Raw genomic sequence first — 12267 nt, 5'->3', positions numbered from 1 at the left:
CTACGGGGACCCGTCGGCTGCGCGGCACGCTCGTGCGGACACCGCGCCCGGCGGGGCCCGGTCAGTACAGCGGGAGGGTGCGCGGGCCGAGGTCGTCCCTGGCCGGCGGGGGCGCGAGGCGGACGGAGGCGCCGAGGACGCTCAGCCCGCGCGGGGCGACGACCACGGGTTCCAGGGTGACGGCGACGACCTCGGGATGATCGTGGACCAGCCGCGAGACCCGCAGCAGCAGCTCCTCCAGGGCGGCGGTGTCGACGGGGGCCGAGCCGCGCCAGCCGAAGAGGAGGGGCGCGGTGCGGATCGAGCGGACCAGCGAGGTGGCCTCCCGGTCGGTGACCGGGATCAGGCGGTGCGCCATGTCGTCCAGCAGCTGGGTGGCGGCCCCGGCGAGCCCGAAGGAGAGCACCGCTCCGGCCGCCGGGTCGATGACCGCCCGGACCACGGTGTCCACCCCGCGCGGCGCCATCCCCTGCACCATCGGGCGCAGCATCTCGGGCTGCCCGAACAGCTCGGTCAGCTCGGCGTAGGCCCGGCGCAGTTGCTCCTCGTCGGCCAGGTCGAGGCGGACGCCGCCCAGGTCCGCGCGGTGGCGCAGATGGGGGGCGGTGGCCTTGAGGGCGACGGGGTAGCCGATCGCGCGGGCGGCGGCGACGGCGCCGTCGGCGCTGGGGGCGGGCAGCACGCGGCGGACGTCGATGCCGTACCGGGCGAGCAGCTCGCAGGTGTCGTCCTGGCCGAGCGCGGGTCCGTCGCCGCGCGCGAGGTGCCCGGAGATCAGCCGGGCGGCGCCCTTCTCGTCGATGCCGTCGTACTCCGGGACCTTGCCGGGGTCGGCGGCCTCGCGGCGCCACTGGGCGTAGGCGACGGCCTGGGCCAGCGCGCGGACGCCCCGCTCGGCGGCGGGGTAGGCGGGGATGGGGTGCGGTGCGTCGGGGACGGCGGGGCCGCTGCCGGGGGCCGTGCCCGGGCCGGTGCCGGAAGGGGTGCCCCGGCCGGCTGGGACGGTCCGGGGGCTGCCGGGGGCGGTGCTGCCGCTGCCGGGGACTGTGCTCGGGTCGGCGGCGGAGGGGGTGCGAGTGCCGGGGGCCGGTGTGCTCCGGTGCGGTGTCCCGGAGGACGGGGTGCCCGGAGTGGCGGGCGTCGGGGTGCCCGGGGCCTGCGGGGAAGCCGGTGCCGACGCGTCCGGGGCGCCCGGAACCGTCCGGTCCGGCGCGTGCGCTCCGGGGCGCGTCCCGGGCGGGGGCCCGGCGGTGACCCGGCCGGGCGCCGCCGACACGCCCGCGTCCGACACGCCCGCGTCCGGCCCGCCCGCGTCCGGCCCGCCCGCGTCCGGCCCGGCGGGCTCCCCTCCGGTGGTTCCCGCCCCGGCGGCTCCGGCGGCCCCCGGCGCGCCCGGCTCCGCTCCCGCGCTCCCGGGCGCTCCCGCTTCCCGCCGGGCGCCCCCGGCCGTGCCGCCGTCCGCCCCCGCGGCCCGCGGCTCCGCGCCGCGCGGGGCCGTGCTCGTCGCCGCCGACAGGGCCTCCGCGAGGCCGCCCAGCTCCACGTGGACCACGAGGACCGGCTTGTCCGGCATCCCGGCCGCCGCCGAGCGCAGCGCCTCCGCCAGGGCGCCGTCCGCGAGGGAGCCCTCCCCCACGGTCGGGATGGCGGTCACCACCACCGCGTCGTTGGTGTCGTCGGCCAGCGCGCGGGACAGCGCATCGTGGAACTCCGCGGAGGTCGCGGCCGTCGTCAGGTCCAGCGGGGGGTGCGGGCGCAGCCCCTCGGACAGGCAGGCGTCGTAGGTGAGCAGCCCCAGGGACTCGGAGTTGCCGAGGATCGCCACCCGCGGCCCGGCGGGCAGCGGCTGGCGGGCGAGCAGCAGCCCCGCGTCGACGAGCTCGGTGACGGTGTCGACGCGCAGCACCCCGGCCTGGCGCAGGAGTTCGGAGACCGTGGCGTGCGGCAGCCGGGTCGCGCGCACGGCGTGGCCCTGGGGGGCGGCGCCGCCGTGCCGGGCGCCCTGCACCACCACCAGCGGCTTGGCGGCGGCCGTGCGGCGGGCGAGCCGGGTGAACTTGCGGGGGTTGCCGATGGACTCCAGGTACATCAGGGCGACATCGGTGCCGGGGTCGTCGTACCAGTACTGGAGCACGTCGTTGCCGGAGACGTCGGCCCGGTTGCCGGAGGAGACGAAGGTCGACACCCCCGTGACGCCGGTCACGCCGCCGCCGCGCCGGTGCAGCCGGGAGAGCAGGGCGATCCCGATGGCGCCGGACTGGGCGAACAGGCCGATGCGGCCGGGGCGCGGCATGTCGGGCGCCAGGGAGGCGTTGAGCCGGAACTCCGGGTCGGTGTTGATGACGCCGAAGGCGTTGGGGCCGATGAGCCGCATCCCGTGGCTGCGGGCGAGCCGCACCAGGGCCCGCTGCCGCTCCCGCCCCTCTGGGCCGCTCTCGGCGTACCCGGCGGAGATCACGACGAGCCCCTGCACCCCGTGCTCGCCGCACTCGGTGACGACGGCGGGCACCTGCTCGGCGGGCACGGTGACGACGGCGAGGTCGACCGGCCCCTCGATCTCGCGCACGGAGCGGTGCGCGGGCACCCCGTCCAGGTGCCGCAGCCCCTCGGGGAAGGCCCGGTTGACGGCGTGGAGGGGACCGGTGAAGCCCGCGCCGCGGATGTTGTCGAGGACGCTGCGGCCCACGCCGCCGGGGGCGCGGCCGACGCCGATGACGGCGACCGAGCCGGGCCGCAGGAGCCGCCGCACCGAGCGGCCCTCGGCGCGCTGCTCGCGCGCGTACTGCACGGCCAAGGAGCGGTCGGTGGGTTCGAGGTCGAACTCCAGCCGGACGACGCCGTCCTCGAAGCTGCGCTTCTGGGTGTACCCGGCGTCGGTGAACACCTTGATCATCTTGGTGTTGGCGGGCAGCACCTCGGCGGCGAAGCGGCGGATGCCGCGCTCGCGGGCGACGGCGGCGATGTGTTCGAGCAGGGCGGAGGCCACGCCCCGGCCCTGGTGGGCGTCCTGGACGAGGAAGGCGACCTCGGCCTCGTCGGCCGGGGCGGAGGCGGGCGCCCCGGCGGCGTCGATCCGGTCGTAGCGCACGGTGGCGATGAAGTCGCCGCCGACGGTCGCCGCGAGCCCCACCCGGTCCACGAAGTCGTGGTGCGTGAAGCGGTGCACGTCCTTGGCGGACAGCCTCGGGTAGGGCGCGAAGAAGCGGTAGTACTTCGACTCGTCGGAGACCTGCTCGTAGAAGCTGACCAGGCGCTCGGCGTCATCGACGGTGATCGGCCGCACACGCGCGGTGCCACCGTCGCGCAGCACCACGTCGGCCTCCCAGTGGGCGGGGTACTCATGCCGGTCGGACGAGGTCTGCATGGGCCCCAGAGTACGGCTCGCGCCTTGCGGCGGCGCGGGGCAGCCTGTCCGGAAGCGGTTCCGTCCGGGCACCCTCGACCGTATGTGAGACTGGTCTAGACAACCCTGCACACCCGAAGGGCAGCAACATGGCTGAGCGCCGCGTCAACGTCGGCTGGGCCGAGGGCCTCCACGCCCGCCCCGCCTCCATCTTCGTCCGGGCCACCACGGCCACCGGCGTCCCGGTCACGATCGCCAAGGCCGACGGCCCGCCCGTCAACGCGGCCTCCATGCTGGCGGTGCTGGGCCTGGGCGCCCAGGGCGGCGAGGAGGTCGTCCTGGCCTCCGACGCCGAGGGCGCGGACGCCGCGCTGGACCGCCTGGCGAAGCTGGTCGCCGAAGGCCTTGAGGAGCTTCCCGAGACGGTCTGAGACCGCCCCGCTCCGGTCCGCCGCGGCCGGAACGGCGAAGGGCCCGCCCGGGTGTCCGGGCGGGCCCTTCGTGCGTCCGGGACCGGTCCGGACGCGGTGTCCCGGTGCCCGGCCCGGTGCCCGGCCCGGTGTGCGGCCCGGTGTGCGGCCCGGTGTGCGGCGGCCGGACGGTGCGGGGCCGGGGGTGGGTGCGGGACACGGGCGGTGCGGGACGCGGCGCGCGGCGGGCTCCCGTGCCGGCACCACGCGGCGGGCTTCCGTGCGGCGCCGGGTCCGGGAACGCCGGAACCCCGGCCGCTCGGGCCGGGGTTCCGCGCGGCGCTCCTCAGGTGGCCGGGACGGGCACCGGGGGGGGTGCCGCGTCCGGGCCGGAGGCGTCGGCCGCAGGGGTCAGAGGTTCACACCGTGGGAGCGAAGGTAGACCAGGGGGTTGATGTCCGAGCCGTAGTCGGTGCCGGTGCGGGCCTCGAAGTGCAGGTGCGGGCCGGTCACGTTGCCGGTGTCGCCGGCCAGGCCGATCTGCTGGCCGGCCTCGACGGACTGGCCGACCGAGACGCCGATGGACAGCAGGTGCCCGTACTGCGTGTAGGTGCCGTCGTGCATCCGGATCACGACCTGGTTGCCGTAGGCCCCGCCCCATCCGGCCTGGACGACGGTGCCGACGCCGACCGAGCGGACGGAGGCGCCGTTCCCGGCGTGGAAGTCGATGCCGGTGTGGGTGCCGGAGGACCAGAGGGAGCTGGTCGAGCCGTAGGCGGTGGAGACGTAGGAACCGGCGACCGGCGAGACGAAGGTGTTCAGGCGCTGGCGCTCGGCCTCGCGGGCGGCGCGCTCCTTGGCCTCGCGGGCGTCCTTGGCGGCCTCGGCCGCGGCGGCGGCGCGCTCGCGGGCGATCTCCTGTGCGGCGACCCGGGCGGCGGCGTCGTCGGCGGCGCCGCGCTGGGCGTCGGCCTGCGCGTCGATCTCGTCGGCTATGGAACCGCCGATGGTGACGACCGGCGTCAGTCCGCTCTGCTCGGCCTCGGTCTCGGCCGCGGCGGCCGGTCCGGCGAGGGCTCCGGCGACCCCGCCCGCGGTGGCGGTGAGGGCCGCGACGCTCGCGGCACGGGCGGTGGTGCGCTGCATCCGGCCGGGACGGCGGTGCTTCCCGGAGGCGTGCGTGAACGCCATGTGGCGACGGTTTCCTTTCCTTCCCTCTCGCCTACCGGGTTAGCTGACGGGTTCGGAGCAGGAAGGTCTCCTACGGACTCCCCCGCTGGGCGCGGGCATCCGATTCACCCCTGGGACGTGTGCCCCTCCGGCCGCGGGCGGCGGCCGGAAGACGGGTCCCCGGCTCCCCCGGCTCGCGCCGTAGGGGGACTCGGCGATGACTGTCCGGTGCCGCGGATGCGGCGCACTGCGTGACGTACAGCCGGGACGACGCTAAGCGGGGGCGCCTTCACTCCTCAAACACAACCCGGTTTTTGTGCCGTATCCCACAGTGCAGACGGGTGGTCATTCCCTCAATTCGGGCATAGGACGGCCCCGGTGACGCCTCCGCCACCGGGGCCGTCGCGCGCCGGGCGGGTGCTACTCGGCCGCCACGACGGTGACCTCGCCGATGCCGAGGGCCTCGACCGGCTCCCTGATCACGGACGCGTCCCCGACGAGGACCGTCACCATGCGGTCCACCGGGAAGGCGTTCACGACCGCCGCCGTGGCCTCCACCGTGCCGGTGGCGGCGAGTTGGCGGTACAGGGCGGCCTGGTAGTCGTCGGGCAGATGCTGCTCGACCTGGTCGGCCAGGGTGCTCGCGACGGCCGCCGCCGTCTCGTACTTGAGCGGGGCCACACCCACCAGGTTCTGCACGGCCACATCGCGCTCGGCGTCGGTCAGACCGCCCTCGGCCAGGGTCCGCAGCACCGTCCACAGATCCGCCAGGGCGGGGCCGGTGTTGGGGGTGTCCACAGAACCACTGATGGCCAGCATGGCGGCGCCGCTGCCGTCGGGGGCGGAGCGCAGCACCTGGGAGAAGGCGCGGACGCCGTAGGTGTAGCCCTTCTCCTCGCGCAGCACCCGGTCCAGCCGGGAGGTGAGGGTGCCGCCCAGGCAGTAGGTGCCGAGCACCTGGGCGGGCCACACCCGGTCGTGCCGGTCGGCGCCGACACGGCCGATCAGGAGCTGCGTCTGGACGGCGCCCTGACGGTGCACGATGACGACGCGGCCCCGGTCGTCGGCGGTCACCGGCGGCACCGGGCGCGGCGCGGCGGCGGAGCCGGTCCAGGCGCCGAGGGTGTCGGCGAGCAGCGTGTCGAGGTCGAGACCGGTCAGGTCGCCGACGACCACGGCGGTGGCGGTGGCCGGGCGCACGTGCCTCTCGTAGAAGGCGCGGACGGCCGCCGAGTCGATGGCGGCGACCGTCTCCTCGGTGCCCTGGCGCGGGCGCGACATCCGCGCGTCGGCCGGGAACAGCTCCTTGGACAGCTCCTTGGCGGCGCGCCGGGTCGGGTTGGCCAGCTCGTGCGGGATCTCGTCCAGCCGGTTGCGGACGAGGCGCTCGACCTCGCTTTCCGCGAAGGCGGGCGCCCGCAGCGCGTCCGCGACCAGCCCGAGGGCCTTGGCCAGCCGGGAGGCGGGCACCTCCAGGCTCAGCCGCACGCCCGGGTGGTCGGCGTGCGCGTCGAGGGTGGCGCCGCAGCGCTCCAGCTCGGCGGCGAACTCCTCCGCGGAGTGCTTGTCGGTGCCCTCGGAGAAGGCCCGCGCCATGATCGTGGCGACACCGTCCAGACCGGCGGGCTCGGCGTCCAGCGGCGCGTCCAGCAGCACCTCGACGGCGACGACCTGCTGGCCGGGGCGGTGACAGCGCAGCACCGTCAGCCCGTTGCCCAGGCCGCCCCGCTCGGGGGCGGGGAACGCCCACGGACGGGGGGCGCCGCCCTGCGGCCGGGGGTGGAACTCCATGGTGGCCTGCCGGGTCACTTGCCCGCCTCCTCGTTCTCGTCGGTGGCGCCGTCGGCCGCCGGGGACTCCGCGCCGTCGGTCCCGGGGACCGTGGGCTCGTAGACCAGCACGGCGCGGTTGTCGGGCCGCAGCCGGGCCTTGGCGACCTCCTGGACCTCCTCGGCGGTCACCTCCAGCACCCGCCCCACGGCGGTGAGCGCGAGCTGCGGGTCACCGAAGAGGACCGCGTACCGGCACAGTTCGTCGGCGCGGCCGGCGACCGTGCCGAGCCGGTCCAGCCACTCGCGTTCGAGCTGCGCCTGGGCGCGCTCCATCTCCTCGGCGGTGGGGCCCTCGTCGGCGAGGCGGGCCAGCTCCTCGTCGATGGCGGCCTCGATGACCGGCACCTCCACGTCGCCGGAGGCCTTCACGTCCAGCCAGCCCAGGGACGGCGCCCCCGCCAGCCGCAGCAGGCCGAAGCCGGCGGCGACGGCGGTGCGGTCGCGGCGCACCAGCCGGTTGTAGAGGCGGGAGGACTCGCCGCCGCCCAGCACGGTCAGCGCCAGGTCGGCCGCGTCGCAGGCGCGGGTGCCGTCCTCCGGCAGGCGGTAGGCCGCCATCAGGGCGCGCGCGGGCACCTCCTCCTCCACGACCTCGCGGAGCTGCCCGCCCATGGTGTCGGGCAGGGCCCCGTCCCGGGGGGCGGCCTTGCCGTCGTGGGTGGGGATGGAGCCGAAGTACTTCTCGATCCAGGCCAGGGTCTCGGCGGGGTCGATGTCGCCGACGACGGAGAGCACCGCGTTGTTCGGCGCGTAGTAGGTGCGGAAGAACGCGCGCGCGTCCTCCAGCGTGGCGGCGTCCAGGTCGGCCATGGAGCCGATCGGCGTGTGGTGGTAAGGGTGGCCCTCCGGATAGGCCAGCGCGGTCAGCTTCTCGAAGGCGGTCCCGTAGGGGACGTTGTCGTAGCGCTGGCGGCGCTCGTTCTTGACGACGTCCCGCTGGTTCTCCATCGACTCGTCGTCCAGGGCGGCGAGCAGGGAGCCCATCCGGTCGGCCTCCAGCCAGAGCGCCAGCTCCAGCTGGTGGGCGGGCATCGTCTCGAAGTAGTTGGTGCGCTCGAAGCTGGTGGTGCCGTTGAGCGAACCGCCGGCCCCCTGCACCAGCTCGAAGTGGCCGTTGCCCTTCACCTGGGCGGAGCCCTGGAACATCAGGTGCTCGAAGAGGTGAGCCAGACCGGTACGCCCCTTGACCTCGTGGCGGGAACCGACGTCGTACCAGAGGCACACCGCGGCGACCGGGGTCAGGTGGTCCTCCGAGAGCACCACGCGCAGGCCGTTCGCCAGGCGGTGCTCGGTCGCGGTCAGGCCCCCGGTGCCTGCCTGGGCTGTGGCCGTGTGACCCATGGGCATGTACGTCCCTTCGATCGCGAAACCATTGGTGGAATCATTGGGCGGAACTGCGAAATTCCGCTGATCCTGCCACTGTATGCAAGCGCGCGGGCCACTGGTGGGGTTCCCGGCCGCGGTACGCCGAGAGCGAGCACGCGGTGCCCCGCCCCGGCCGCTCCCGAGCCGCTCCTCCGGCCCGCCCCCCGGCGGTCGCCGGAGCGGGGACGACGAGGGCGTACGCTGCGGGGCGGCACCGGACCGGTCGGTCCGGGACGGGTCCTGTCGGGTGCCGTCAGTGCCTCGGTCCACAATGGACCGCGTCAGATCACCGTTCACGCTTCAGCGAGGAGCCGGCAGCGATGGCCCGCCGTAGTACGAAGACCCCGCCGCCCGACGACACGTACGAGGAGAAGATCCTCGACATCGACGTCGTCGACGAGATGCAGGGCTCCTTCCTTGAGTACGCGTATTCGGTCATCTACTCCCGCGCCCTGCCGGACGCCCGCGACGGGCTGAAGCCGGTGCACCGCCGCATCGTCTACCAGATGAACGAGATGGGGCTGCGCCCCGAGCGCGGTTACGTCAAGTGCGCCCGGGTCGTCGGCGAGGTCATGGGCAAGCTCCACCCGCACGGCGACGCGTCGATCTACGACGCCCTGGTGCGCATGGCGCAGCCGTTCTCCATGCGGGTCCCCCTGGTCGACGGCCACGGCAACTTCGGCTCGCTGGGCAACGACGACCCGCCCGCGGCCATGCGCTACACCGAGGCCCGGATGACCGAGGCCACCAGCCTCATGACGGAGTCCATCGACGAGGACACCGTCGACTTCGCGCCCAACTACGACGGCCAGGAGCAGGAGCCGGTGGCGTTGCCCGCCGCCTTCCCGAACCTGCTGGTCAACGGCGCCTCGGGGATCGCCGTCGGCATGGCCACCAACATGCCGCCGCACAACCTGCGCGAGGTGATCTCGGCGGCCCGGCACCTGATCCGGTATCCGAACGCCGACCTCGACGCCCTGATGAAGCACGTGCCGGGCCCCGACCTGCCCACCGGCGGCCGGATCGTCGGCCTGCCCGGCATCCGCGACGCCTACGAGTCGGGCCGCGGCACCTTCAAGATCCGGGCGACGGTGTCGGTGGAGACGGTGACGGCGCGCCGCAAGGGCATCGTCGTCACCGAGCTGCCGTTCTCGGTCGGCCCGGAGAAGGTCATCTCCAAGATCAAGGACCTGGTCGGCTCCAAGAAGCTCCAGGGCATCGCGGACGTCAAGGACCTCACCGACCGCGAGCACGGGCTGCGCCTGGTCATCGAGATCAAGAACGGCTTCGTGCCGGAGGCCGTCCTGGAGCAGCTCTACAAGCTGACGCCGATGGAGGAGTCCTTCGGCATCAACAACGTGGCCCTGGTCGACGGCCAGCCGCTCACCCTGGGCCTCAAGGAGCTGCTGGAGGTCTACCTCGACCACCGCTTCACCGTCGTCCGGCGGCGCAGCGAGTTCCGGCGCGCCAAGCGCCGCGACCGGCTGCACCTGGTCGAGGGCCTGCTCACCGCGCTGATCGACATCGACGAGGTCATCCGGCTCATCCGCTCCAGCGAGAACTCGGCGCAGGCCAAGGAGCGCCTGATGGAGCGCTTCGCGCTGAGCGAGATCCAGACCCAGTACATCCTGGACACCCCGCTGCGCCGGCTGACCAAGTACGACCGCGTCGAGCTGGACGCGGAGAAGGACCGGCTGAACACCGAGATCGAGGAGCTGACCCGCATCCTGGACTCGGACGCGGAGCTGCGCAAGCTGGTCTCGCAGGAACTGGCGGCGGTGGCCAAGAAGTTCGGCACCGACCGGCGCACGGTGCTGCTGGAGTCCGCGGGCTCCCCCGTGGCCGCGGTGCCGCTCCAGGTGGCCGACGACCCGTGCCGGGTGCTGCTCTCCTCCACGGGCCTGCTGGCCCGCACCGTGGACGGCGCGCCGTTCGCCGCGGGCGCCGGGGCCAAGCGCGTCAAGCACGACCTGATCGTCTCGGGGGTGCCGGCCACCGCCCGGGGCGAGGTGGGCGTGGTGACCTCCGCCGGGCGGCTGCTGCGGGTGAACGTGGTGGATCTGCCGCAACTGCCGGAGACGATGCCGACGCCGAGCCTCGCGGGAGGCGCGCCGCTGTCGGAGTTCGTCTCCCTGGAGGAGGGCGAGACGGTGGTCTGCCTGACCACCCTGGACGAGTCCTCGCCGGGGCTGGCGCTCGGCACCGAACAGGGCGTCGTCAAGCGCGTGGTGGCGGACTACCCCTCCCACAAGGAGGAGTTGGAGGTCATCACCCTCAAGGAGGGCGACCGGATCGTCGGCGCGGTGGAGCTGCGCACGGGCGACGAGGACCTGGTGTTCATCACCGACGACGCCCAACTGCTGCGCTACCAGGCCGCGCAGGTCCGGCCCCAGGGCCGTCCGGCGGGCGGGGTGACGGGCATCAAGCTCGCCGACGGGGTCAGGGTCATCTCGTTCACGGCGGTGGATCCGGCCGCCGACGCGGTCGTCGTCACGGTCGCGGGCTCGCGCGGCACCCTGGACGACTCGGTCCAGACGACGGCCAAGCTGACGCCGTTCGACCAGTATCCGCGCAAGGGCCGGGCCACGGGCGGGGTGCGCTGTCAGCGGTTCCTGAAGGGCGAGGACTGTCTGTCGCTGGCCTGGGCGGGCCCCGTCCCGGCCAGGGCCGCCCAGCGCGACGGAACGCCGGTCCCCCTCCCGGACGTCGACCCGCGCCGGGACGGCTCGGGGGTCTCCCTGCCGAAGACGGTGTCGGTGGTGACGGGACCGGCGTGACGGGGCCGGCGTGACGGGGAGTTCCCCGGGGCCCCGGATCCGGGGTGGCCGGGAGCCGGGGCCTGGGGTGGCCGGGGCCGTGGGCCCAGGGTGGCCGGGGCCCGGGGTGGCCGGCAGTGACTGCCGGAAACCCGCCCGGGGTGCCCGGAGCCGGGTCGACGCGGGGTCGCCGGGGCCGGAGTGTTCCCGGTTCGCGCATCAGCAGGGTCGTCGCCCGCCTCACCCGGTCGCCCGTCGGCCTCACCGCTGACCCTGCACCAGCCCGGCCCGGCCGGTGCAGGGTCAGCGACCGGCGCCGGCCTTGACCGCCTTCGTGGCGAAGTAGCCGGGGAGCCAGCCGACGGTGGCGTCCGAGTGGTGCGGCGCCTCGGTGAAGCCGGTGATGGCGAAGCCCGCCGCGATCTGCCCGCCGAGCTGATCGGTGAGCGTGTGGCTGTACTCCACCGGCGCGTCGAGGCCCCACAGCCGCTCCCGCTCGGCGGGCTCCAGGTGGGTGAGGTCGCTGTAGGGCAGGCGGTGGCGCACCACCAGTTCGCCCCGCGTCTCCAGGGACTCGGCGTCGAAGAGGTAGACGTCCGGGTTGAGGAAGCCGGACAGCAGCGTCCCGCCGGGGCGCAGCACACGGTGGCACTCGCGCCAGACCGGCGCCAACTCCGGGATGAACAGGTTGGAGACCGGGTGGACGACGAGGTCGAACGAGGCGTCCGGGAACGGGCTCAGGTCACGCGCGTCGCCGAGCACGGTGCGCAGGTCGAGCCCGTCCCGCGCCGCGACCATCTCGTCCTGCGCCAACTGGCGGGGCGAGTTGTCGAAGACGGTCACCCGCGCACCCGCCGCGGCCAGCACCGGGCCCTGCTGTCCGCCGCCGGAGGCGAGGCAGAGCACGTCGCGACCGGTGATCTCCGGCGGGAACCAGCTCGGGTCGACCGGCTCGTGGCCGATCAGGACGATGGACCACTGGCCGGCCCGCGCCTTCGCGATCACTTCGGGGCCGACCGGGCGTGACCACTCGCCGCCCTGCTCCGCCTCGCGGTCCCAGGCGAGGCGGTTGTGCGCGACGGGGTCGAAGGGAGTCCGGCTCATACACCGCAGCCTAGTCGCCGCACCGCACACCTGCGGTCCAGGTTTCTCGGTCCGTGAGGCGCTCGCCGACGGCGTCGGTGTCGAAGTGGCCGGGCTCGAAGGCGCAGCCCCGGTCGAGGAGTTCCTCATGCCGCTCGCCGCTGGGGGCCGGTGATCGCGGCGAGGGAGGCCGGGTGTCCCCGAGGGCCGCCGCAGTCCTCGGGCGGGCAGGCTCGACGGCCGGCAGGGAAGCGCGGGCAGGTGGCACCTGGCACGCGGAGGACCGTTTCCACAAGTACGTGTCCAGC

General features: G+C 74.7%; 7 protein-coding genes and 1 riboswitch. Of the genes, 2 read left to right on the top strand and 5 right to left on the bottom strand.

Annotated elements, in window-relative coordinates:
- Positions 1-61 precede the first annotated feature (61 nt).
- Complete coding sequence (locus GTY84_RS25065; protein WP_161228660.1) at positions 62-3364, bottom strand: GNAT family N-acetyltransferase; 3303 nt, start codon at positions 3362-3364, stop codon at positions 62-64.
- 128 nt (positions 3365-3492) lie between these two features.
- Here GTY84_RS25065 and GTY84_RS25060 point away from each other — a divergent pair, with 128 nt between their 5' ends.
- Positions 3493-3774 (top strand): HPr family phosphocarrier protein, encoded by a 282-nt coding sequence (locus GTY84_RS25060; protein WP_161228659.1) that lies wholly within the window; start codon positions 3493-3495, stop codon positions 3772-3774.
- A gap of 390 nt (positions 3775-4164) precedes the next feature.
- On the opposite strand, the gene GTY84_RS25055 is transcribed toward GTY84_RS25060, so the two are convergent.
- The 3 genes from GTY84_RS25055 to GTY84_RS25045 form a co-directional block, all read right to left on the bottom strand.
- Positions 4165-4944, bottom strand: coding sequence for a M23 family metallopeptidase (locus tag GTY84_RS25055; protein ID WP_161228658.1), 780 nt, complete (start codon positions 4942-4944; stop codon positions 4165-4167).
- A gap of 13 nt (positions 4945-4957) precedes the next feature.
- A riboswitch (cyclic di-AMP (ydaO/yuaA leader) is annotated at positions 4958-5150 on the bottom strand.
- A gap of 193 nt (positions 5151-5343) precedes the next feature.
- Positions 5344-6732 carry a pitrilysin family protein gene (locus tag GTY84_RS25050; protein ID WP_161228657.1) on the bottom strand — a complete coding sequence of 463 codons (1389 nt, stop codon included), beginning with the start codon at positions 6730-6732 and terminating at the stop codon, positions 5344-5346.
- Positions 6729-8102 (bottom strand): pitrilysin family protein, encoded by a 1374-nt coding sequence (locus tag GTY84_RS25045; RefSeq protein WP_161228656.1) that lies wholly within the window; start codon positions 8100-8102, stop codon positions 6729-6731. Before GTY84_RS25045 ends, GTY84_RS25050 begins: the two co-directional genes overlap by 4 nt.
- 338 nt (positions 8103-8440) lie before the next feature.
- Between GTY84_RS25045 and GTY84_RS25040 the strand changes: the two genes are divergently transcribed.
- On the top strand, positions 8441-10897 hold the full coding sequence (locus GTY84_RS25040) for a DNA topoisomerase IV subunit A (protein WP_161228655.1): 2457 nt from the start codon (positions 8441-8443) through the stop codon (positions 10895-10897).
- 282 nt (positions 10898-11179) lie between these two features.
- Here the strand turns inward: GTY84_RS25040 and GTY84_RS25035 are convergent, their stop codons facing one another.
- Positions 11180-11980 carry a class I SAM-dependent methyltransferase gene (locus GTY84_RS25035; RefSeq protein ID WP_161228654.1) on the bottom strand — a complete coding sequence of 267 codons (801 nt, stop codon included), beginning with the start codon at positions 11978-11980 and terminating at the stop codon, positions 11180-11182.
- Between the last annotated feature and the right edge of the window lie 287 nt (positions 11981-12267).

The organism is Streptomyces sp. SID8352 (assembly GCF_009862265.1).
Lineage (GTDB): Bacteria > Actinomycetota > Actinomycetes > Streptomycetales > Streptomycetaceae > Streptomyces.
The sequence above is the reverse complement of the archived record's forward strand: the minus strand, read 5'-3'. Positions and strand labels throughout refer to the sequence as shown.

What these genes read in the sequence shown, in the direction of transcription:
- GTY84_RS25065 (WP_161228660.1), bottom strand. Translation starts at nt 3,364, where the DNA reads ATGCAGACCTCGTCCGACCGGCATGAGTACCCCGCCCACTGGGAGGCC.
- GTY84_RS25035 (WP_161228654.1), bottom strand. Translation starts at nt 11,980, where the DNA reads ATGAGCCGGACTCCCTTCGACCCCGTCGCGCACAACCGCCTCGCCTGG.
- GTY84_RS25055 (WP_161228658.1), bottom strand. Translation starts at nt 4,944, where the DNA reads ATGGCGTTCACGCACGCCTCCGGGAAGCACCGCCGTCCCGGCCGGATG.
- GTY84_RS25045 (WP_161228656.1), bottom strand. Translation starts at nt 8,102, where the DNA reads ATGCCCATGGGTCACACGGCCACAGCCCAGGCAGGCACCGGGGGCCTG.
- GTY84_RS25040 (WP_161228655.1), top strand. Translation starts at nt 8,441, where the DNA reads ATGGCCCGCCGTAGTACGAAGACCCCGCCGCCCGACGACACGTACGAG.
- GTY84_RS25060 (WP_161228659.1), top strand. Translation starts at nt 3,493, where the DNA reads ATGGCTGAGCGCCGCGTCAACGTCGGCTGGGCCGAGGGCCTCCACGCC.